At 39.4% G+C, this 21,678-nt stretch carries 27 protein-coding genes and 1 pseudogene; 12 read left to right on the forward strand and 16 right to left on the reverse strand.

The features are described from left to right. Position 1: 1 nt before the first annotated feature. From glmM to TES1_RS00685, 3 genes are all read left to right on the forward strand, one after another. Complete coding sequence (gene glmM / locus TES1_RS00675) at positions 2–1,375, forward strand: phosphoglucosamine mutase (protein ID WP_042679298.1); 1,374 nt, start codon at positions 2–4, stop codon at positions 1,373–1,375. Positions 1,376–1,461: 86 nt separating this feature from the next. Further along, positions 1,462–1,944: a permease gene (locus tag TES1_RS00680; RefSeq protein WP_042679302.1), complete on the forward strand. Its 483-nt coding sequence runs from the start codon at positions 1,462–1,464 to the stop codon at positions 1,942–1,944. Further along, positions 1,941–2,498 carry a permease gene (locus tag TES1_RS00685; protein ID WP_096325219.1) on the forward strand — a complete coding sequence of 186 codons (558 nt, stop codon included), beginning with the start codon at positions 1,941–1,943 and terminating at the stop codon, positions 2,496–2,498. Before TES1_RS00680 ends, TES1_RS00685 begins: the two co-directional genes overlap by 4 nt. 53 nt (positions 2,499–2,551) lie before the next feature. Here TES1_RS00685 and TES1_RS00690 read toward each other — a convergent pair whose 3' ends face one another. Genes TES1_RS00690 through TES1_RS00710 form a run of 5 tightly spaced genes read right to left on the reverse strand, consistent with a single transcriptional unit; the run spans position 2,552 to position 5,366 of the window. Then, positions 2,552–3,022: a hypothetical protein gene (locus TES1_RS00690; RefSeq protein ID WP_042679305.1), complete on the reverse strand. Its 471-nt coding sequence runs from the start codon at positions 3,020–3,022 to the stop codon at positions 2,552–2,554. A 1-nt stretch (position 3,023) separates the two neighbouring features. Next, positions 3,024–3,851, reverse strand: a complete 828-nt coding sequence (locus TES1_RS00695; RefSeq protein WP_051408152.1) for an energy-coupling factor ABC transporter ATP-binding protein — start codon at positions 3,849–3,851, stop codon at positions 3,024–3,026. Further along, positions 3,848–4,504, reverse strand: coding sequence for an energy-coupling factor transporter transmembrane component T family protein (locus TES1_RS00700; RefSeq protein WP_042679307.1), 657 nt, complete (start codon positions 4,502–4,504; stop codon positions 3,848–3,850). Before TES1_RS00700 ends, TES1_RS00695 begins: the two co-directional genes overlap by 4 nt. A gap of 2 nt (positions 4,505–4,506) precedes the next feature. Beyond that, the gene (locus TES1_RS00705; RefSeq protein ID WP_042679309.1) at positions 4,507–4,755 is read right to left on the reverse strand and encodes a PDGLE domain-containing protein; all 249 of its coding nucleotides are present in this window, start codon (positions 4,753–4,755) and stop codon (positions 4,507–4,509) included. After that, on the reverse strand, positions 4,752–5,366 hold the full coding sequence (locus TES1_RS00710) for an energy-coupling factor ABC transporter permease (RefSeq protein WP_042679312.1): 615 nt from the start codon (positions 5,364–5,366) through the stop codon (positions 4,752–4,754). Before TES1_RS00710 ends, TES1_RS00705 begins: the two co-directional genes overlap by 4 nt. A gap of 143 nt (positions 5,367–5,509) precedes the next feature. Here TES1_RS00710 and TES1_RS00715 point away from each other — a divergent pair, with 143 nt between their 5' ends. Both TES1_RS00715 and TES1_RS00720 read left to right on the forward strand, forming a co-directional pair. Beyond that, positions 5,510–6,118 carry a hypothetical protein gene (locus tag TES1_RS00715; RefSeq protein ID WP_042679314.1) on the forward strand — a complete coding sequence of 203 codons (609 nt, stop codon included), beginning with the start codon at positions 5,510–5,512 and terminating at the stop codon, positions 6,116–6,118. Between the two features lie 69 nt (positions 6,119–6,187). Next, positions 6,188–7,525, forward strand: a complete 1,338-nt coding sequence (locus TES1_RS00720) for a cation:proton antiporter (RefSeq protein WP_042679316.1) — start codon at positions 6,188–6,190, stop codon at positions 7,523–7,525. On the opposite strand, the gene speB is transcribed toward TES1_RS00720, so the two are convergent. Together speB and TES1_RS00730 are read right to left on the reverse strand one after the other, a co-directional pair. After that, entirely contained in the window at positions 7,517–8,374 is an 858-nt protein-coding gene (gene speB / locus TES1_RS00725) for an agmatinase (protein WP_042679318.1), read from the reverse strand. The two genes, TES1_RS00720 and speB, sit on opposite strands and share 9 nt — an antisense overlap. Before the next feature lie 78 nt (positions 8,375–8,452). Continuing rightward, on the reverse strand, positions 8,453–8,866 hold the full coding sequence (locus TES1_RS00730; RefSeq protein WP_042679320.1) for a translation initiation factor IF-5A: 414 nt from the start codon (positions 8,864–8,866) through the stop codon (positions 8,453–8,455). Positions 8,867–8,937: 71 nt separating this feature from the next. Here TES1_RS00730 and TES1_RS10775 point away from each other — a divergent pair. After that, positions 8,938–9,097, forward strand: a pseudogene (locus TES1_RS10775) (IS6 family transposase); the annotation flags it as partial. Between the two features lie 30 nt (positions 9,098–9,127). On the opposite strand, the gene TES1_RS00735 reads toward TES1_RS10775, so the two are convergent. Both TES1_RS00735 and TES1_RS00740 read right to left on the reverse strand, forming a co-directional pair. Further along, positions 9,128–9,787 (reverse strand): 16S rRNA methyltransferase, encoded by a 660-nt coding sequence (locus TES1_RS00735; RefSeq protein WP_042679322.1) that lies wholly within the window; start codon positions 9,785–9,787, stop codon positions 9,128–9,130. A 2-nt stretch (positions 9,788–9,789) separates the two neighbouring features. Beyond that, positions 9,790–10,854 (reverse strand): saccharopine dehydrogenase family protein, encoded by a 1,065-nt coding sequence (locus TES1_RS00740; RefSeq protein ID WP_042679324.1) that lies wholly within the window; start codon positions 10,852–10,854, stop codon positions 9,790–9,792. 63 nt (positions 10,855–10,917) lie between these two features. On the opposite strand from TES1_RS00740, the gene TES1_RS00745 reads away from it, so the two are divergent. Together TES1_RS00745 and TES1_RS00750 are read left to right on the forward strand one after the other, a co-directional pair. Next, positions 10,918–11,508: a metallophosphoesterase family protein gene (locus TES1_RS00745; protein ID WP_042679326.1), complete on the forward strand. Its 591-nt coding sequence runs from the start codon at positions 10,918–10,920 to the stop codon at positions 11,506–11,508. Continuing rightward, entirely contained in the window at positions 11,508–12,494 is a 987-nt protein-coding gene (locus TES1_RS00750; RefSeq protein ID WP_042679328.1) for a hypothetical protein, read from the forward strand. The genes TES1_RS00745 and TES1_RS00750 overlap by 1 nt, the downstream gene beginning before the upstream one ends. A gap of 84 nt (positions 12,495–12,578) precedes the next feature. Here the strand turns inward: TES1_RS00750 and TES1_RS00755 are convergent, their stop codons facing one another. From TES1_RS00755 to TES1_RS00765, 3 genes are all read right to left on the reverse strand, one after another. Further along, complete coding sequence (locus tag TES1_RS00755; RefSeq protein ID WP_042679330.1) at positions 12,579–13,511, reverse strand: NOL1/NOP2/sun family putative RNA methylase; 933 nt, start codon at positions 13,509–13,511, stop codon at positions 12,579–12,581. Between the two features lie 57 nt (positions 13,512–13,568). Further along, complete coding sequence (gene argF, locus TES1_RS00760) at positions 13,569–14,516, reverse strand: ornithine carbamoyltransferase (RefSeq protein ID WP_042679332.1); 948 nt, start codon at positions 14,514–14,516, stop codon at positions 13,569–13,571. A 183-nt stretch (positions 14,517–14,699) separates the two neighbouring features. After that, entirely contained in the window at positions 14,700–15,176 is a 477-nt protein-coding gene (locus TES1_RS00765) for a hypothetical protein (protein ID WP_144080583.1), read from the reverse strand. 157 nt (positions 15,177–15,333) lie between these two features. Between TES1_RS00765 and TES1_RS00770 the strand changes: the two genes are divergently transcribed. The 3 genes from TES1_RS00770 (at position 15,334) to thyX (ending at position 17,053) form a co-directional block, all read left to right on the forward strand. After that, complete coding sequence (locus TES1_RS00770) at positions 15,334–15,813, forward strand: archaeosortase/exosortase family protein (protein ID WP_042679335.1); 480 nt, start codon at positions 15,334–15,336, stop codon at positions 15,811–15,813. A 40-nt stretch (positions 15,814–15,853) separates the two neighbouring features. Next, positions 15,854–16,243, forward strand: coding sequence for a hypothetical protein (locus tag TES1_RS00775; protein WP_042679336.1), 390 nt, complete (start codon positions 15,854–15,856; stop codon positions 16,241–16,243). Positions 16,244–16,318: 75 nt separating this feature from the next. After that, complete coding sequence (gene thyX / locus TES1_RS00780; RefSeq protein WP_042679337.1) at positions 16,319–17,053, forward strand: FAD-dependent thymidylate synthase; 735 nt, start codon at positions 16,319–16,321, stop codon at positions 17,051–17,053. On the opposite strand, the gene TES1_RS00785 is transcribed toward thyX, so the two are convergent. Beyond that, complete coding sequence (locus TES1_RS00785; protein WP_042679339.1) at positions 17,050–17,550, reverse strand: HIT family protein; 501 nt, start codon at positions 17,548–17,550, stop codon at positions 17,050–17,052. The genes thyX and TES1_RS00785 overlap by 4 nt on opposite strands. A gap of 107 nt (positions 17,551–17,657) precedes the next feature. Here TES1_RS00785 and TES1_RS00790 point away from each other — a divergent pair, with 107 nt between their 5' ends. Then, positions 17,658–18,890, forward strand: coding sequence for a 2,3-bisphosphoglycerate-independent phosphoglycerate mutase (locus tag TES1_RS00790; RefSeq protein ID WP_042679341.1), 1,233 nt, complete (start codon positions 17,658–17,660; stop codon positions 18,888–18,890). A 36-nt stretch (positions 18,891–18,926) separates the two neighbouring features. Here TES1_RS00790 and TES1_RS00795 read toward each other — a convergent pair whose 3' ends face one another. From TES1_RS00795 to TES1_RS00805, 3 genes are all read right to left on the reverse strand, one after another. Further along, positions 18,927–19,658: a hypothetical protein gene (locus TES1_RS00795; protein WP_144080584.1), complete on the reverse strand. Its 732-nt coding sequence runs from the start codon at positions 19,656–19,658 to the stop codon at positions 18,927–18,929. 83 nt (positions 19,659–19,741) lie between these two features. Then, positions 19,742–20,284, reverse strand: a complete 543-nt coding sequence (locus TES1_RS00800) for a 50S ribosomal protein L16 (protein ID WP_042679345.1) — start codon at positions 20,282–20,284, stop codon at positions 19,742–19,744. Positions 20,285–20,407: 123 nt separating this feature from the next. Next, positions 20,408–21,571: an MFS transporter gene (locus TES1_RS00805; protein ID WP_042679347.1), complete on the reverse strand. Its 1,164-nt coding sequence runs from the start codon at positions 21,569–21,571 to the stop codon at positions 20,408–20,410. Positions 21,572–21,678 lie beyond the last annotated feature (107 nt).

Genomic DNA, 21,678 nt, shown 5'->3' on the forward strand with positions numbered 1-21,678 from the left:
AATGGGAAAGCTGTTTGGAACATTTGGAGTCAGGGGAATCGCAAATGAAAAGATAACTCCCGAATTTGCTCTCAAGATAGGAATGGCATTTGGGACTCTATTAAAAAGAGAACAGCCGGACAAGGGACTTTGGGTTGTTGTGGGAAGAGACACAAGAGTGAGCGGTGAAATGTTGAAAAATGCTCTAATCTCTGGGCTTTTAAGTGTTGGAATAAATGTTATTGATGTGGATATTGCTCCAACTCCTGCAATTCAGTTCGCATGCAGATACTTTGGAGTCGATGGTGGGGCTGTGATTACTGCATCTCACAATCCTCCGGAATACAATGGGATTAAGCTCTTAGAGCCAAATGGATTGGGCTTAAAGAAGGAGAGAGAAGCAATTGTAGAAGATCTATTCTTCAAGGAAGAGTTTGATAGAGCAGAATGGAACGAAATTGGTCGTTTGGAGAAAAGGGACATAATAAGACCCTACATTGATGCAATAAAGTCTAAGGTTGACGTGGAGGCAATAAAGAAGAGGAAGCCCTTTGTAGTGGTTGACACTTCAAATGGTGCTGGCTCGTTAGTTTTGCCTTACCTACTTAGGGAGCTTGGCTGTAAGGTTGTCAGCGTGAATGCTCATCCAGATGGGCACTTCCCAGCAAGAAATCCTGAGCCAAACGAAGAGAACCTTCAAGGATTCATGAAGATTGTCAAAGCATTAGGGGCAGATTTTGGTGTGGCTCAAGACGGAGATGCAGACCGTTCAGTGTTCATTGATGAAAATGGAAACTTCATTCAGGGAGACAAAACGTTTGCTCTCGTTGTTAAGGCAATGCTTCAAGAGCATGGTGGAGGCTTGGTTGTTACAACAATAGCAACCTCACACATAATTGATGAGCTTGCAAAGCAGTACAATGGAAAAGTTCTCAAGACAAAGGTTGGTGATTTGATAGTTTCAAGGGCTTTGCTCGAGCACAATGGTTTGGTCGGCGGAGAAGAGAACGGTGGTGTAATTTTCCCAGACCATGTCTTAGGCAGAGATGGAGCAATGACTGTGGCAAAGATAGTTGAAATCTTTGCAAAGAGCGGAAAGAAGTTCAGTGAGCTTATAAACGAGCTTCCCAAGTTCTATCAGGTGAAAACAAAGAGACACATTGAGGGCGATAGGTATGCAATAGTTGAAAAAGTTGCTAAAATTGCAGAGCGGAAGGGCTTTAGAATTGACACAACCGATGGAACAAAGATTCTCTTTGACGATGGCTGGGTTTTAGTTAGGGCAAGCGGAACAGAGCCGATAATAAGAATTTTCGCAGAGGCAAGGAGTGAAGAAAAGGCTAAAGAATATCTTAATTTGGGACTGAGTCTTTTGGATGAGGCTTTGAAGGATTAATTTTTTGCAAACTTTTTTTATTCTACCAAAAACTTTTAGGGCGTATAATCAAATCTTTTTTCATATATTGTGGGGGAGGGAATTCAATGAATGTGACTACTGTATTTATAAATGCTTTAGCTGTTGTATGTCTGGTTTTTGCTTTAATAAAGGACCCTGCAAAAACAAAACAAGCACTAAAGATGGCAGTGATCTCATTCTTTAGAATCTTCCCAACTGTTTTGGCCATAATAATCATTATAGGCTTGCTTTCTGGTTTCGTGCCAGAAAGTCAAATCTCTAAGATTGTCGGTGAAAACGCGGGGTTTAAAGGAGTGCTCACTGTTGCATTTTTGGGAGCAATACTCCATATCCCTTCGTTGATATCCTTCCCGTTGGCAGCATCTCTCCTTGAAAAAGGGGCTTCGATTACCTCAGTTGCTGTCTTTATAACCACGCTGACAATGATTGGAATGGTCACTTTGCCTCTTGAAATAAGGATATTGGGGAAAAAGCTGGCGTTGCTTAGAAATGGGTTGAGCTTTATCATTGCAATTATCATCGGGCTTATCATGGGGGCGATATTATGAAAAAGATGATGTCGAAAGAGAAACAGAAAAAGGGACTCGTAAAAGATATGCTCTTTTTAGGGATTACATTAGTGATTGCAGTGGTTTTGCTATTAATGTTTCCCGAAAAGAGAGAACCCGTAATTTCATCTTCAAAAGGGTTCTTTGTGGAGATGATTCTGATACTGCCCGCCGTGATAATATTGATGGGACTTTTTGCAGTGTTTGTTCCGAATGATGTTATCGTAAAGTATTTGGGAAGAAGTTCTGGAATAAAAGGTATATTCCTTGCTATACTCATGGGAGCATTTCCTACAGGTCCCCTTTACGTGGCTTTTCCAATAGCCGCGGCTTTACTTAAAAAAGGCGCCCGTATCTCCAACATTATTGCATCTCTTTCAGCATGGGCATGCATCAAGATTCCTCAAGAGCTAGTGGAGCTCCAATTTCTTGGACTGAAGTTTATGATAACGAGACTCCTTTTAACTGTAGTCTTTGTAATTATCATGGGAATAGCGATAGAACAAATAATTTTGTGGAGCGAAAAGACAAACAAACATGAACAAACTTCATGAAGATGTTGCAAGGAAAGTTTGTTTGTGGGGAGATTCTTCTCCCCTTTCATATCTCAACCGAAGAAAGCACCCATCATATCCATCTGCTCTTCACTGAAGCTTTTTACTTTGAACTCTGGCATTTCTGGGATTAATCTCTCATAATCAGCCGGGCTTATCTTCTCAGCTTTACCCTCTTTGACTTTGAAGTACAGTCCAATTCCCTCGCTTTTGTAGGCAACTAGGAATTCTTCACTCTCAATGTCGCTCATCTTAACAAATATTGCATTTCCACCTGTGTAAGGCTTTTTACACTTAAATGGAAAGCTTGCCGAGTTCAACATAGCATCTCCAAGAGCCATGTTTGCCTTTTTGCCGTTAATTTCTGTCCAGAACTTGACTCCCTCAAAGTCTCCCTCAACGACAATGAGGAACTTTTCTCCATCGAGTTCTATTATTGGTGCTCCCTTCTTTTCCAAAATTTCAAAGAGCTGAGCTATTGTTTCTGCATTTTTTAAGCTTGCAACAAACCCTTCAACTTTCATTTTAAAGCCTCCCTTTATTCACTCTGAGCTTTTGAGTTGAAATACTTAAAAAGTTAGCTATCTTCTCTCTGGCATCTTCGAGGCTTTTTGGAATACCTAAGTTTAAGCTGAGAAACAGCTCAATGAGAGGAGGAACGTCTAGGTTGTGAGCTTTTAAGAGTCCCACATCTCCCAAAATTTCTTCTGGAGTGCCGACCTTAATTATCTGTCCCTTATCAATTAACGCAATTCTATCGCAGAGCGTTAAATACTCGGCTTCATGGGAGGCTAGGATTATTGTTTTTTCTCCTCTAAACTGCTCAATTAGTGTTCGGACTTGTTCTTTTCCTCTAAAGTCGAGGTTTGCAAAAGGTTCATCAAAGACCAGAATTTCCGGATCCATAGCCAAAACAGTGGCTATTGCAATTCTCTTCTTCTCCCCAAAGCTTAGATGCTTTATCTCTCTGCCAGCATAGCTTTCCATTCCAACAAATCTTAATGCTTTATAAACTCTCTCTTCGAGCTCTTTACCTCTCAATCCTAGGTTATAAGGGCCGAAGGCAACATCCTCAAAAACTGTTGGTGAGAAGAGCTGGTCATTTGGGTCTTGAAAAACTATTCCTACTTTCTTCCTAACTTCTCGTGGATTTTTAACTGGATTTAGCCCATCAATCAGAATCTCTCCCTTTTTGGGCTTTAATATCCCATTTAAATGCAGAATGAGGGTCGATTTCCCAGCTCCATTGGGGCCTAATAACCCAAAAACCTCTCCCTTCTTGATTTCTAAATTTATGTCTCTGAGTATTTCCTTTTCATCATAGGAAAAATGTAGATGCCTTATTTCTATCATATCAGCACACCTATCAGCGCAATTACGCTGAAGATTAGTGGTATGATGCTTTTATGTCTTTCGAATTTTGGAAATTCACCAAAGCATCTTGAAAGCATTGCTTTGTAAATTTTGTCATTTCTAATGTAGGCTCTCATAAAAATCTCGCTGAGTAATGCACCAAGCTTTTGATAATATTCTCTTTTTCCTATGCCGAAAGCCCTTGAATCTAAGGCTCGTTTCATTCTCAGTGATTCATCTTTAAACAAGTCAAGATAGCGGTAAGTGAATGCAAGCGTTAAAATTAATATCCTTGGAAATCTGAGCTCTTCCATTTCAGCCAAAAGCTTTGAGAAGCCTAAAGAGTTAGATGTCACAACAACAGCTGAAGAAGACAAGAAAGCCCTTCCTAAAAGCAGGAAGAATGAGTGGATTCCTTCTTTTGTTATAGCTCCAATTGGTGTGCTTACTAAAGGATCACCAGGATTGAAAAGTGCAAGAATGAATAATAAGCCCTCAAACCCAAGTAAAAATCCCAAGTGTTTAAAAATGCTCTTTTTTGGCCTTAAAAAGATAATCAACCCGATAAGGACTATCCCAAAATATGCAAGCTCACTCAAACTTTTTCTCGTGACAACTGCAAGGGCATAAATTAAAAGAAAGAGCAAATACAAGTTTAAACCCCCTTTACCAACTTAGCAAGCCCATAACTGAGTCCAAAGACTAAGACTATTCCAATTATTCCCATAACTACGCTCTGTCCCCATGTTTCTCCATAGTCGAGTGGTGCTTCATAAACTGGATGCTCCTCGAGTCCAACTTTTTCCATAGTTGCTTCTAATCCGTCGGGGTTATTTGAAGCGAATGGTAAAGCTATTGCCAGCAAGATGATAATGATAATTAATCCCTTGACTATTGTTTTCATGCAGGAACACCCCCTACCTCTGGAAGTTTGGCTCTAACTGCTTGAATAATTATTATGGTCAATATGGCTTCACCTATTCCAATTATTGCGTGGTAGCTTGCCATGAGTGTTAAAACCTTTCCAAAGGGTAGACTTTTGCTTATTCCAATTTCGATTGCTGCCAGAACTGCCGCAAGAAATACTGAGAGCCATGAAGCCACTCCAATCGCTACAATTTCGTTTATGCTCTTTAGCTTAGTGTAAACTGTATATCCTAAGAATGCACCGAGTATCCCCATGTTGAGTATATTAGCTCCAAGTGTTGTAATTCCACCATCTCCAAAGAGAAGTGTCTGGATTATGAGAACAGCAGTCATTATTAACACAGCAGCATAGGGCCCGAGTAATATTGCTACAAGCGTTGCTCCAAGCAAATGTCCGCTGACTCCTCCGATTATTGGGAAGTTCACCATTTGAGCTGCAAAGATTCCAGCTGCGAAAAGTCCAAGAAGGGGAATTTTGCTCTCTGGTAGGTTCTTAAGTTTCTTTGCTGAATATGCTACCACAGCTATCATTATGGCATACGTCACAACTATCACAGGCATGCTTAAAAGTCCGTCTGGGATGTGCAATACTTCCACCTCCGTGCTAAATTGTGCTATCTAAATATTAAATAGTAGCACCATATAAAAACCTTTTTGCAACTTTGCTTTGGCAACTGAAGGTTGATAAATTGGAAAAAGACTAAAAACATGGAAAATAGAATCTTACCTTGGTGATTAAAATTACGTGGGAGAGAAGGATAATAAACATTTGCAGATTCGTGGTTTTCATAGGGCTTCTAAGCGGTCTTATGTATATGCGCATTGATCACATTTATAGAAGTGGTGTTGCACTTATAGGTCTCTTTATCCCAGATATCTTTCAGAGAAAGTTAAATCCTTCAGAAAAGTTAAAGCCCTTCCTAAGTCCACTTTATAATGACAAAATTATCACAATCTTGGCAATTTTCATCGCCATTCACGTTTCTCTTGTGAATGTCCCCTTCACAACGATTGACCTATTCCATAAAGAGTGGACAAATGCTGACATGATAAGCCATTTTCTGGGTGGATTGACAGTTTGGGTAATGGTTGCTCACGTTTTAAATGAGCTCTCAAGGAAATACCCCATAGATTCAAAGCAAGTTGTTGTGTATTCCTTTTTGATTTTGCTTGTGGTAAGCATAGGATGGGAAATTGCTGAAAAGCTCAGTGAAAGTGAAATCACTTTTATCCATGAAACATTTGCTAACAAACTTAGAGATCTAGTGATGAACACTTTGGGAGCGTTAAGTGGTCTGTGGCTTGTTAAAACGAAAAAGTATCCTTTTGAGCTAAACTAACCCTCTAAAATGGATGTGCACTGAATAAATGTTATAAGGGATTTTCATTTACTCTCTTAGGTGATTGTGATGACATCAAATGTTCTAATACCTGACGTTGATACACTCGCTTACATTATCTTCATAGTTCTTGCAGTTGGGATAGCTTCGCTTTTGATCAGCAGAAAATTCAATATTTCTTATGTTCCTCTCTTTGTGTTCTTTGGAATCCTTGTAGGTCCAGTACTTAATTTCATAAATCGTAATCTCGCTCACGAGCTTTTTGACTATGTGAGGGTCTTTGGCTTGGTAATGATTCTCTTTACGGAGGGGCATACGTTAAGCTGGAGAATGCTAAAGAAGAATATCAAAACAATAGCAATGCTTGATACTCTAGGACTTCTTATAACCGCTCTGGTTGCAGGTTCTGCTTTCTCAATGCTTTTTCATACCCCATTCATTGTTGGCTTTCTCTTTGGTGCAATTATAAGCGCAACTGATCCTGCAACTCTAATCCCCCTGTTTAGGCAATATAAGGTAAGAGAAGACATCGAAACTGTAATCGTGACGGAATCAATTTTTAATGACCCTCTAGGTATTGTATTAACCTCGGTTGCAATAGCTCTTCTTCTGCCTCAAGCTCCAAGTGCCGCAGTTCTGGAATCAATTGCAAAGTATACCTCACTGTATCCGGCAGCTGTAATCTTTTTCCTCTATGAGCTAGTTGCATCCATAGGGATAGGCATTGTTCTTGGAGTCTTCGGATACTACGTTATAAAAAAGACTGGGATTAGGGGCTTCCCAGAAATTGAAGTCTTTGCTTTAATGCTTGCTTTTGGTGGCTTTTTAGCTGGGGAGTACGTAAAAGCTTCTGGTTATTTAGTCGCAACGGTTACAGGCATTGTTCTTGGAAATCACAAGGTATTTTTCAGAGATAATCCAGAAACCGTTAAGAGAATAATGAGGGCAATAGAAAAAGAAGTTCACTTTAATGAGACCCTAGCAACATTAGCAACAATATTCATCTTCGCTTTATTAGGAGCAAGCTTGGATTTAGAGACTATAAGTTCAAATCTTCTGCAGGACGTAATCTTAGCATTTGTCATAATTTTAGTTGCAAGACCAGTTGCAGCTCTATTAATTTTGCCTTGGTGGAAGCCAAAGGAATACCTCTTTATTGCCCTTGAAGGACCAAGAGGTGTTGTGCCTTCAGCATTGGCTAGCTTTCCTCTGACCCTCGGCTTAATGTATCACAACCCTCAAATGATCCAATGGGGTGAAATAATCCTTAGTGCAACTGTAATTACGGTATTGGTTTCTGTAATAGTAGAAACGCTGTGGGTTCCAATTTTGAGAGAAAAGCTCCTTGAGGTTGAAAGCATAAGGGAAAAGATGATAAGAGCAGGTTATACACCAAAATCATCTTGACAACATTCCGATTAGATAAAACATCAGCTTTGCTCCAGTTAGTGCAGTGATGTCCCCAAGTTCAGTTCCAGCAACTTCCATTATGTCAAATCCTACAACCTCTTTTTCTTTTGTTAGCCATTCTAATGCTTCTATCACCTCCCAGAATCTCAAGCCGCCTGCTTCTGGTGTTCCTGTCGAAGGAACCATTGATAAGTCAAAAACATCAATGTCAATTGAAATATAAACTGGTTCTGGCATGTCCTTTACGATTTCTCTAAACTTCTCAAGATTGTATTCTCTTGCATGAACCCATCTTATGTTTTTTTCTTTGGCATATTCGACTTCTTCTCTTATGCCGCTTCTTATTCCAAATTCTGCAATTTCTACTCCAAGCTCTGAAATTCTTCTTGCTACGCATGCATGATTCCAAGGATTGCTCTCATATTCGTTTCTTAAATCCAGATGAGCGTCAAAGACGATGTAACTCTTTGGTTTTAGAGCTCTCACTGAGGCATATGTCATTGAGTGTTCCCCACCCAACATTATTGGCATGGCTTTTGAGTTTGCTACTTTGAGCTCTTTTATTGTTTCTATTATTCTCTTTATCGTTTCGAGGGGATTTCCAGCCGCAATATCTATATCGCCGATATCTGCAATCTTTACATCAGCTAAATCAATGTCATAATCTAAAATATAGCTCTCTAAGTTTATTGTGGCTTGTCTTATTAGTGCCGGCCCAAATCTCGCTCCGGGCTTGTAAGATGTTGTCGAATCAAACGGCACACCGAATATTACAAAGTCAGCATTTTCTGCGTCGACTAATGGAAGGGCAGTTTTTATAGTGCCATATGTATAGAAAAACTCCATTTTCCCCACCGGAAAAGTGAGCACTAATTGTAGACTTTGAAGGAATGTAGTCCCCAAAAGAAAGACAAAAGAAAAAACTCACTCACTGCCCTTAATTTTCATGATTTTGATTCTTCCCAAGGTCTCCCAGTACTCGACGTTGATTCCTTCCTTGAGCTGTCCTTTAACTTCGTCATCGACGCCTGTTTCTATTGGGACATCAAAGATTTCATAGGTTTCCATATCCATAAGCTGGACTGTATCCGGAGTTATTGCAATTATTTGACCGGTTCTCTTGTCAATTATTGGAACATCAACTTCAGCGCTTGTAGGCTTAACAATGCTCCTTACTTTTCCATCAAAAACTCCAACTGCCTCAATTCTTGCCTTTGCTGAACCGTGCTTACCTGGGGATGAAACTGTAATGTTTACGATTCTGCACGGCTCGTCCTCGATTATGATGTACCTCCCGGGTTTAAGCTTGCTAACCTGAACTTTAGTTTTATCTCCCATTTTTCAAACCTCCAATAAGCGTTCTAAGTGGAGTTTGATTTGCTTGTTTAAAAAATTTTTGAAGAAAAAAAGATTTTGTTCACGTAACTTTCGGGCCGAGGAACTGTGTTGAGCGTTGGTTCAGGACTGTTAAGGAGCGGACAAAGCGCTTCTGGAATAATTTCAGAAGCAAAAGACTGGAGGAGGATTCACTGGTTTGTTTTCCTGTTTGCCTTCTGGTATAATTTTGTTCATTCTTTTTAGTATGGTCATTAGTGCATATTAGAGGATTACATGCTCGTAACTTATCACAACTTCGTTTACTATAGTCCAAGCCATTAATGGTTCTTTGTAAAGACTTATTTTCACTCCATCAACTTTACTCTTGAAGTCTCCATGAGGAAATCCACCCACAATAACTGCTGGTTCTTTAAACTGTTTCAAAAGCTGTCCGAAGTCTTTTGGTTTCATGAATTCTCCTTGCTCGTGCATTATAAAAACAGCATCTGGTTTGATTTCTTCTAAAAGCTGGCTGAGTGTCTTTTCTTCGAGCCTCAGAAGTTCGAGCTCTGGAGGAACTACTTTATTCTTAAACAAGCTCTCCATTAATCCAACAAATCTGTTGTAATTTCTTGGTATTCTCGTTTCTGGTTTTACATATATTACTTCATCGTTTCTAGTGTGAACGTAAACCTTAAGCTTGCCTTCCTTGTTGAGTATGCTTTCTAGAGCATTTATTAGGCAGAAGTGAACTATATCTGGTCTTCCCCTTCTGTTGCCGTCTTCAAGCTTTTTCAGTGCTGAATGATGATATGTTGAATCTAAAAGGACTTCTTCCGGTCTCTTTCCTCTTTTTTTGGCATAATTTATGACAGCTGGATGTTCCAATATGCTCTTTGGTACAAGCTCAAGTTCCGAATCTGCTATTATTAAATGTAGCATCTTCACCACCTTTTTATTATGATATCCCTTTCTTTCAGCTCATTGAGTATTCTTGCAAACGTATCAGCTCTCATCCCTAAAATCTCTGGGGGGATTACACCATAAATACAGCTTCCTTCAGCAACAAGTCTAGTAATTGCGGCAGCTGTAAAGCCTGTAACTCTAGCCATGGAAGTAAATCCAGCTTTGGCTTCGTCATAAAGGAAATAATGGATTTCCTTCTCTTCCCCATTAAATGTGCCCCTACCGTAAACTTCCATTATTGAAAAGTCATCGCTTTCATACTGCATTAAAGGAGCTATTACTTTCAGTGTAAATTCTACATTTTCAGGTTTGAAAAATCCGAGCTCTCTTAAAACTTTGATCCTTTCCAAGTGACCGGGCCATCTGAGTGTCCTCTCCTCTAAGTGTTCTGCTCTTATGTTCTCTAAGAGAGTTCTAAGTCCATCGCTCACAAATTCTTCAAACTTAAAATCTTTAATTTTGACCTTTTCAATCTTTTCGAGCGGATCAACTTCGATTATTTCTCCATTTTTGATTATCCTGGCTTTTCGTGTATATTCTTCAATTAGGTCATAGGGGGACCAAGTGATTTTGTAATATAAAGGAGGTTTAGCCACTTTTGGGAGTCCTCCAACTCTGATTATCCCTTCCCTAAGTTCATCAAGCTCTTGGTAAATCCTTCCCAGTAAGATGTTGCTTAATCCTGGAGCAAATCCGGCATCAACTATTATCGTCACTTGGGCTTTTTCCGCTTCATCTCTAAGCTCCATGGGATTTTCTGGCATAAAAGATATATCCACCATATCTCGTTGGGCTTTTATAGCAGCTTTCAGTGTTGTAAATCCGAACTTTCCCGGCAGTGCTCCAACTATTAGCTCAAATTTTCTCATAGTGTCTACTAATTCGTTAAAATTTGATGCGTCAACTTTGATGGGATTTGCAAAATCTTTTATTGCATTTAACCGCTCTTTGCTCTTGTCCCCAACCCACACTTCAAACTCTTGACTTAAATCATAGGCTATCGCTTTTCCAACATTTCCAGATCCAAGTACGAGAACCTTCATGTTCTCACCCGTTTCGAAGTATATCCAATAGATATATATAAGGCTGGTTGAAACTAGCGAATAATGAGGCTTAATTTACCAAGTTTTTTACGAAGGAATAAGTTGCCAGAGGTTTTGCTTGAGAATAAAGAGCATAAGATAATGCATATAAGTGACACTCCGGACAATATTTATCCATTTATCCTAAACCTGATTAAGAGAGTTAAGCCCGACTATATAATTCATACTGGAGATTTAGTTGATAACATAAAGCTTGAGAGAAAACCAGAACTCAGAAATAAGTATGAAAACTCTCTGAAAGAACTGCTTTTAATTCTTGAAAATTCAGGGGCCAGGGTATACATTGTGCCAGGAAATGAAGATGACATTGAAATTTTGAGACAGAATGTTAGAATTTCAAAAATAGTCCCTCCCGGAAGCGTGGTGGAAATTGAAGGAGTAAAGCTCGCCTTGGGACACGATTACAAGGATGTTGTGAAAATTAATGGAGTTGATTTCAAATTGTACGGTCATAACTTTCGACTGATTCCCGGAGGAATAAATGGGGTTCTTGGGGTTAACTTTATTCTCTTGCCAAGCAAAAAGATAGTGAGTGTCAAATACCCGGAGGGTACTAACTTTGAAAGGGGTTATCGACTTGCGAGGGGATTGTAATGAGGCTGCTTAGGTTTGGACCTTCAATTTTGTTTTTGAGAACTTCTGATATTAAAAAGACAGAAGAACAGATTTCTAAAATATTTGGAGTTTCTAAAACATCAACCAATGAGGCATTAAGAAAAAGCGGGGAGTTTGAGACTATTTTATTTATTACAGGCATTGAAGAAAAGAAAACAATCCCTCATGAAAATGCATTCTTAGTAAAAAAGAGAGCTCCTCTTGTTTTAAAAGAAATTCTAAATCGTGATGTTTTCGTTGAGAGAGTGGATATAGAATGTGCAATTCTTTTGATGAGGATACCAAAGAATCTAGAAAATGCCCTAAAGGTGATTTCAGAAAAGTATAACGGACGGATTGTGAGTTTTGAAAAGGGTCTAGTCGAGGGGGAGGAAGAGGACACCTTATTAGTTTTGACAGATAAAAAGCTTTCTTCTCCTATTGAGCTGAAGGATATAAGGGGTTCGATACTAGTTTCTGCTAAATTCTTAGAGTTTTATCGAGACCTTGTAATAGATCTCCCAATATTGTTGAACAAAATACTCCCTGACTGGAATGAAATAACAATTAAGCTTTATGATACAGCCAAGAGATATGAGCAACATATTGAGAGGCTTCTTTTAGTAATTGAGGACTTAGACTTAGGCTTTATTGTAAGTGAGGGCTGGGACTGGGATTATCCAAGACCCTTTATGCGTGTTCCGATTTACAAACTTAAACTCTTGACTTGGGAAGATCCCATGCGGGTTAAATTTCTGCTGAAAGGACTGGAATATAGGGAGTACACCAGACTAGTTGACATTGATGTTTTTGTCGAAAACAAAAAGATTTCATGGACAAAAGTTGCCAAAGGGTTTGACTCCAAGTTTAAGCTTGCAAAAGTTGCTAGAGAGGAACTAGAAAAACTGTTAAGTGATGAGGCAAAGAAAAGACTTTATAGTATAGAAACTAAACTTTTACAAGGAGAAACTCTTCAGCAGAGATAATAGAGTCTTCTCTCGTGCCATAAATTTTTCTCTTAACACTTACAATCTAAAAGCTTCGCCCTTTAGAGTGGAGAGGGAATTAGGTTATTCGAGCTTCTTAATCTTCGCAACAAAGAATCCGCTTGTACTGTGCTTGTCTGGATAAAAGCGCCGTGCTTTTGCAATTTCTTCACTCAATTTAATACCAAATGGCTTAACTAAAGCGGGCTCACCGTATCTGAGAGGTAATAGCTCAACTTTAAAATTATCCAAAACCCATTGAATTATAAATTCATTTTCCTCTGGCTCAAGAGAGCATGTAGAATAAACTAAAATGCCACCTTTCTTTAGATTCTCAAGGGCAACTTTAATTAGTTTCATTTGCAAGTTTTGACAGAATTTAACGTCATCCAGTGTCCTGTTGGTTTTTCTCTCCGGATTTTTGTGGATTGTTCCGCTTCCTGTGCAGGGAGCATCTAAGAGGATTTTGTCGAACTCAATTCCGAGTTCACTTAAATAAAGTGAAGATTTATGGAATACTATTGTATTTGTAACTCCTAGCCGGGATAAGTTGAGGCGCATCTCTTTCAATCTTTCTTCTCCAACATCAAAAGCATAAATCACTCCTTTGTTTTTCATAAGTTGGGCTAAATAGCTAGTTTTTCCTCCAGGAGCAGCTGCCATGTCTGCAACAATTTCTCCAGGCTGGGGTTCGAGGGCAACAGGTGGGTACATAGAGGATGACTCTTGAATGTAGAGAAGTCCGCTTAAATATTCGGGAGTTGAAGTTATTGAGAACGGCTCTCTCGTTAAGCAGAAACCTTCTCTTGCCCAAGGGACTCTCTTAAACTGAAAGCCCTTTTTGTTCAGCAGTTTAGTGAGCTTTGGGATTTCAATGCGAAGTGTGTTCACTCTAAAGCATCTTGGCAAAGGTTTTTCCATAGCTTCAGCTATTTTAACTGCTCGTTCTCCCCAAAGTTGATAGTATCGTTCAGCAAAAGTCTTTGAATAGCCGAGGCTGAATAATTTTTCGAGCATGGTTAGGTAATCTCAGCTTTTATTTATAGAAGTTTTGGAAAAGAAAAGAAGAAAATATCAAACCTTAATGCCACCCATAACCAAGGCTAAAGCTGCCTTTTGGGCATGTAATCTGTTCTCTGCCTGATCCCAGACAACGCTGTTTGGTGAATCAATTACATCATCGGTAACCTCTTCACCCCTATGGGCGGGGAGACAGTGCATAAAGATGTAGTCAGGCTTTGCGTGCTTGACTAACTCCTTGTTGACTTGGAATGGCTTGAATATCTTCCTTCTCATCTCAGCCTCAGCTTCCTGCCCCATTGAAGCCCATACATCTGTATAAATAACATCTGCATCTTTCACAGCTTTAACCGGGTCGTGTAAGAGTTCAAAGCTTCCACCACTTTCTGCTGCATTCTTTTCAGCCCACTTGATAACCTTCTCATCTGGCTCGTATCCTTCTGGTGTAGCAACCACAACATTTGCGCCGAGCTTCGTTCCGGCTATCATGAGTGAGTGAGCAACGTTGTTTCCATCGCCAACATAAACAACCTTAACTCCTTGTATTCTGCCTTTCTTTTCCCAGATTGTCATGTAGTCTGCTAAAGCTTGACAGGGATGGGAGAAGTCACTTAAACCGTTAATCACAGGAACACTTGCATATTTTGCCAAATCTTCAACATCTTTGTGGGCATAAACTCTCGCCATAATTCCATCAACGTATCTGCTCAATACACGAGCAGTGTCCGCTATTGTCTCTCCTCTCCTTAGCTGAAGGTCTTGGGCGTTCAAATATAGAGCATAACCCCCAAGCTGGTACATTCCAACTTCAAAGCTAATCCTTGTTCTTGTTGAGGGCTTTTGGAAAATCATTGCCAAAGTTTTGCCTTCTAAAACGCGGTGAGGTTTTCCTATTTTTTGCCAAATCTTCATCATCTTTGCTGTTTCGAGAATTGTTTCGATTTCTTCTCTTGTAAAGTCTTGTAAGCAGAGAATATCCCTCCCAGCTAAGCTAACTACCATTGGCAATCACCAAAAAGTGGTTATTTTATTAAGTTAATAATGGTTTCGCCAAAAAATATGCTAATAACTCGCAAAATTTTCTGATACCACCTGCTAAACCTGTATTTATGTCTTGAGTTTGTGATCAAGGTTAGTGATTCATTTTCCTTGCACTGGCTATTAAAATCATTATCAATGCGGAGACTATTGCTGGTAGAGGAATTGGTGCTCTTGTGATGCTTGAGAAGTGCCTGGTGCATTGTAGGTGATAGTGAGTTGCATATCTATACTCTCTGGATTTACTTCCCCAAATGGATCATTATAATCGCTAACGCTCATATAGAGGTTTAATGTACTACCTTCAATCTTTACCCTATTTTTGTCTAAATTAAAACTACCCTCTTGTGGAGGATCTGTTTCTGTAAAATGAGGGGATACACTGCCAATCTTACTTAAGTAGCTGAAGCTGGAATCATAATAAAATGTTGCCATATCATCCCCAATAGCTTTTGCTTTTAGTGTTATAGTCTCAATGTTACTTACGTTGATATATTGGGGTAAGACAAATGTTACCTTATAATGACTAGCGAAGGGATTATTACTTTGTATCTCAGTCAAGGTGTAATTGTCTACAGTTATCATCTCCTGTCCAGCATATACTGTATGGACTTCAATCAGCATGATAATGTTGTAGCCTTGATAATGCTTAGTTTAGTATTTCCCTGACTTACTGTTCCCGGTTATTTATGACCTTGCCCTTTTGAAGGTTGTACAAATCCCAATTTGCATTGACAAAGAATGGAAAAGGATTATAAAATGTGCTAGTGAACAATGGAGCATGGAGGCTCATAAAAAATTAATAATTTTGAGACTCTTTCTTCTATTGGGTCTAACTTTTGGTATGTATGTATTGTTTAGACCTATCGAGCAATTTTTAGTTAGACCTGTCGCTGAAGTTTCTGCATTAGTTTTATCCTTATTGGGGTATACTGTAGAGGTCATAAATACAACACTTATTATTAAAAATATTGTCAACATTGAAATTATTGGAGCATGTACTCCATTATTGCCCTTTTTGCTTCTTGTGTCTTATGTACTTATTTTTGGAGAAGGTGATGTTAAAGATGCCCTTTTCCTTTGTATGGGGTTTGTGTTTTTGTTTATTGTAGATGTATTCAGGATTGTAGGAATTGTTGTTTTGGCAACAAATGGAATTTCTGTGGATAGTGCTCATCAAATTGTTAGTTATTTGTTGATACCATTGGCATATGTGCCACTTCTTTGGGTTTACAACCAGTTCAAAAAGAATGTCCCTTGACATGTAGGTAATAAACCCAAAACTTATAATTGCTTAATTTTTGGTAGGATACCAAATTATTCAGAATGACTTTATCATTGAGGCTTGTGATGTTGATAAGAAGAATTACATCCCAGTTTATGCTAATGATGTGTTTATAGGATACCTGGAGAGAGGTTACAACAACAGATGGTCGACAACATTAATATCAATAAGAGACAAGGGAACCATATCGCAAATATTGGAAAAGGATCCTCATACAATTACAATGAGAGTAGTTCCAGACCGTAGTGATTGGGTTAAAATTGGAGATGCCAAGTTAGTTTTGGAGTATCGTACGTTAGGTAACAAGGAGGAAGAAGAAACAAAAACAAGTGCCCCAATTCCGGTACCTGTGTATCTTGTGGTTCTAGCTATACTATTGTACTTTATGTGCAAGCAGAGAGAATGATTTTAATATACTCTTTGTCAAAATTTTATCAAAACCCTAATAAATTCTTGCTTTCCTTATTTGATGGGGATTCTGATGGATAGGATAAAAGTTAGGCTTATCAATTACACGCCAAGACCTTTGGAAACAGTAACATGGGCTGCACTAATATCCTATTGGGATAAATGGGAAAGTGAAGCCTTTGAAAGAACAACAAGGGCTGATGTAGAGAAACACTTGCCAAAAGTTCTCTCATATGGGCATGAAAGCATCTTGGAGCATGCAGTTTTCACATTTGCTATTGAAGGAATTAGCAGGGTTGCGAGTCATCAGCTTGTAAGACACAGAATAGCAAGCTATACACAACAGTCTCATAGGTATATAAAGCTAAACCCTCAAGATGTTGAGGAAACGTTTTTAATCCCAGAGAGCATCAAAGAAAAGCCAGAGTTCTATGAGAAGTGGAAGAAACTCATGAGGGAAGCAATAGAACTATATGAAAAGACCTATGAGGATGGTGTTCATCAAGAAGATGCCCGCTACATTCTCCCCCAGGCCGTTAGAACTAAAATTGTTGTAACCATGAACTTGAGAGAACTTAAACACTTTTTTGGGCTTAGAACTTGTGAGAGGGCTCAGTGGGAAATTAGGGAGGTTGCTTGGAAAATGTTGGAAGAAATAGCAAAGGTTGATGAGTTGAGGCCAATAATTAAATGGGCAAGACTAGGCCCGAGATGCATTCAGTTTGGCTATTGTCCAGAGAAGGAATTGATGCCAGAAGGTTGCTTTAAGAGAACAAGAAAGAAGTGGAGTAAGATGACTGAAATTTAGCTTTTTTCTTCCTTTAAAACTTCTTCTAGAGCCTTTTTCAGCTCATCGTAACTCTCTTCTATTGCCTGTGGAATTACTTTCACGTCAGCTAAAACTGGCATGAAGTTTGTATCACCGTTCCATCTTGGAACGATGTGTAAATGAACGTGATCATCTATACCTGCTCCAGCAACTCTGCCTAAGTTAACACCCATGTTAAATCCATCGGGATTCATTGCTTTCCTTAGGGCTTTTATCATCAATTGAGAAAGCTTCATTATTTCTAAAAGCTCCTCCTCAGTTAAATCCTCCCACTTTCCAACATGTCTATATGGAGCAATCATGACGTGACCGGGATTGTATGGATAATTATTCATAATTACAAAAGCATGCTCTCCTCTATACAAAATTAACCTTTCTCTATCACGATTTTCCTTTGGAAAATCACAGAAAATACATCCATTATGCTTTGGCGAACGAATGTACCTGATTCTCCAGGGTGTCCATATGATTTTCAATTTTTCTCACCTCCATGAGAGGCAACACTGATAGATTAAAAAGCTTTTTCCTAGAAATCTTTAAGAAATCCTACTTCTAAACTTGGAGCAAAGATGAGGTGGTTGAAATGGAGAGGAAGGGAATTTTGATTATCATAGATGGTCTCGGAGACAGACCAATAAAGGAGTTTGATGGGAAAACACCACTAGAATACGCAAACACACCAAACCTCGATAAACTCGCTAAAATTGGAATCCTCGGCTTACATGACCCAATAAAACCCGGGCAACCTGCAGGAAGTGACACAGCGCACCTCTCAATCTTTGGCTATGACCCATATAAAACATACAGAGGGAGAGGATTCTTTGAGGCATTAGGCGTTGGTTTGGATTTGGATAAAGATGATTTGGCTTTCAGAGTGAACTTTGCAACCATTGAAAATGGAATAATCGTTGACAGAAGAGCTGGAAGGATTTCAACGGAAGAGGCTCATGAGCTAGCTAGGGCAATTCAAGAGAACGTTAAGCTTCCAGTTGAGTTTATATTCAAAGGAGCAACCGGACATAGAGCCGTTCTAGTACTTAAGGGAATGGCTAGGGGTTATCGCGTGGGAGATAATGATCCTCACATTGAAGGAGTTCCGCCTCTCAAATTTACATATGAGGATGAAGAAAGCAAGCGCGTGGCTGAAATTTTGGAGGATTTCCTAAGGCAAGCTTGTGATATTTTGAAGAATCATCCGGTCAATGAGAGAAGAAAGAAGGAAGGCAAGCCAATCGCTAACTTCTTACTCATAAGAGGTGCTGGAATATATCCAAACATTCCTAAACCCTTCCCGGAGCATTGGAAGGTTAAAGCTGTTGCTATCGCAGCTGCTGCCTTGGTTAAGGGTGTTGCAAGGGCTATTGGCTTTGATGTGGTTACACCAGAGGGAGCAACTGCAGAATACGACACCGATGAAATGGCCAAGGCTAAAGCAGCTGTTGAATTATTGAAGGATTATGACTTTGTGTTCCTACACTTCAAGCCAAGTGATGCTGCTGGGCATGACAACAAACCAAAGCTTAAGGCGGAGATGATTGAGAAAGCCGACAGAATGATCGGCTACATAATTGAGAACGTTGACTTGGAAAAGACGGTTATAGCTGTGACTGGTGACCACTCAACTCCATGTGAAGTTATGAATCACAGCGGCGACCCAGTGCCTCTGTTAATAGCTGGAGGAGGAGTTAGAACAGATTACACAGAAAGCTTTGGTGAAAGGGAGTGCATGCGCGGTGGCATTGGAAGGGTCAAAGGTCATGACATAGTTCCAATGATGATGGATTTGATGGGAAGAACAGAAAAGTTTGGAGCTTGATTTGATTTCTTTGTTGAGGTTTCCGCTTCATTTTCTTTACTTTGTATTTCCTGAGTCACCACGACATGGCATAATCAGTGGCGGCGCTTTTTCACCATTGTAGATGGCACATCCTTTAATTTTAACCGTTTTGTTGCCATAATTCACATGGAAAGTGATTCTATCTTTAAAAATTTCTTTGCGATGTTCTTTTATTATTTCAGAGGACACTATCTTTCCATGTGTGCCTTTATTTTTCAAGCAATTTATGATTAAAGTTCCATTGTCAAAGTTTATTTCCTGCACAGTTGAGTTCTCGGGTGGAAGAATTATTGCTATGGTTTCAATGTTAAGGGGAGAAGCGTGATAGATGTATCGTGGCGGTACTGTTGGCTGTCCGAGACCTCTCACTACATTGCAATACTTAATGGTTCCATTGGAAATCACAACAACCTGAACTTTGTCCTCATATCCATTTGGGAATTTAACAAGCTGCCTTATTTTGGTGAGCTTTAGAGAATTGCTCCCTGAAAGTTGCTCAAATTTAAAAAGTATACCAGTATTTTTGAGTTCGTAACTTGTGTACTTCACTTCGCCCGGGTAGTATAGAAAGACAGTAAAGTAAGCTGTCTTGTATGTTTCATTACGAGAAACTGAAACTGAGAAAGTTTGAGAAGATTGGGATGTTAGAGGAGGACTCTTAGAGTTATTTTCCCCTATGCATCCTACTACAGCAGTTATGACAATTAAGAATACAATGACTTTTCTCGTAAGCTTCATTTTTAACACAAAATAAACTTAGAAAGCCCGATCATAATAAATTTTAGGGTTGAGATATTACAATGAGGTTAAACAAAAGATAGAAAAAAGCATCACATAGTTGAGAGGATCTTTGTTGTGATATCGTTTCCTTGCTTGTCGTAAATTCTATAGTAGCATCTGTATGGAAACTTCATGTTGGCTCTTCTCATTGCCTCAAGGGCGAACTTGAGGTGTTGTCTGTTGACCCAAACAGTGAGGATTTTCTGGTCTTTTTTAACCCTTGCAGCAAGTCCAATGGGCTTTCCGAATGGTCTTCTCATACCGTTTCCGTAACGGTCTGCCTTTCTTCCTGTAGCCATCGGGTTCTCTCTGAGGACTTGGAATGGGTAAACCCTAATCTTAAAGTGGTAGTTGCTCCTACCAACGTTTTTCTGGAGGTATCTGTTGAGCTGAATTCTGACTGCTTCAAGGGCGTTTTGTCTTATCTGCATGGGCTGCTCTGCGTGAAGGCTGACCTCAAACTCAAAATCTCCAGCCGGGTTTCCCATGTCAAAGATTGTGATCTTTGGACCGGGAGCACCTCTTATGTACTCTCTCCTTGTGTAAGCGGGCTTATCAACATCTCTATCAATCTTTGCTGGCCTTAATGCCATTCAACTCACCTCCATAATGAGCGTAATCTAAACTTAGGAAACCCACTCAGCTTATAAAAGTTTTGGAATGCAGAGTTCTCAAGATTTTCAATCTATATAAATTTTTTGCAATCTGAGGAGTTACTACTTCTTGTCATTTATTTTTATCGCAATCCCAAAGAGCAGAAGCGATGCTGGGGCAAATATCAGCAGTGCAGCTTTTAAAACAATCCCCAATATTACAACTTCGCCCAGAGAGTAGGCAAATCCAAAAACTAATTGCCCAGTGGTTGTTGATAAATTCCTGACAGCGTTTATTCCACCAATAGCTGCTGAAGCTCTCCTCGCTGATGCTAATATGCTCCTTGAAATTGGCCTGAAGGTCTGAGCGGCAAATATTGCCATTAAAATACCTAAGGATACAGTAATTGGATTTTTGACTGCTGCTAAAAGTGGTGAAATTCCAGCTAAAACTGATATTGTTATGATAACTTTTCTTTCATTACCTAAATCGGCAAATCTTGAGGGAATATATGCTAAAAGTGTCGCTATGAAGCCAATGAGTCCAATCAGCGTTGCTGCAGTTCCTTTATCCAAGTTCAAAGTTTCAGCAACATAAATATAGGTTATCTCACCAAAGGTGAACGCTGAGAGGAGTGAAATTAAAGCTGACAACATTAGAATTTTCTTTGGATTTATTGGAGCTTTGTCTTCTTTTCCCTCTTTTTCCTTTTTAGGAACTATCTTCTCATAGAGGAGCCAGTAGGAGATCAACATGCAGAGGGCTGTTAGGAAAAAGAAAAATGATGCAAAATACATCTGTCCTTTTAATCCAAAGCCTTGAGTTAGAGCGTAAGTGTAGTTGCCCAAAAGTCCAGCAAAGTTTCCAAAGATAAAATACAAAGCTGTTACTCTGCTCCTAATTTCTTTTGGAGAGGAAACAGCAATTACAAATTGGGCAATTGGCCACGCAAGGCCGTTTAGAAAGCCGTTCATGAGCTTAATTCCCATGACATGGAGCCATGAGGAGGTAAAGGGATACAAATTAACAGCTAAGGCATTGCCAACCATTGCCAGAGCTCCAAGATAGACTAAGCTTTTCCTCTTTTCTAGGAGCAATCCACTGAAGAGAGCTGAAAATGAGCGTGCTAAAATGAAAGAGGCAGAGATTATGGAAAGGTACGCCATTGAGGCTTTGAGGATATCTCTGGTGTAAAATGCGACGGCAGGAGTTGCTAACCTAAACGCTAAGGTCCCCGTAAAAGCTGATGCAATGAGCAGGGCTATTCCAAGATATTGCCTTCTCATTGTTTCTCAACTAATCTGATTTGGAAGAATATTAAAACTTATCTCTTTGCGTTATGATGAGAATATAAACACATCCAAGAATACCTTTTTATACAATCTTCCCACAC

This window comes from Thermococcus paralvinellae (genome assembly GCF_000517445.1).
Lineage (GTDB): Archaea > Methanobacteriota_B > Thermococci > Thermococcales > Thermococcaceae > Thermococcus_B > Thermococcus_B paralvinellae.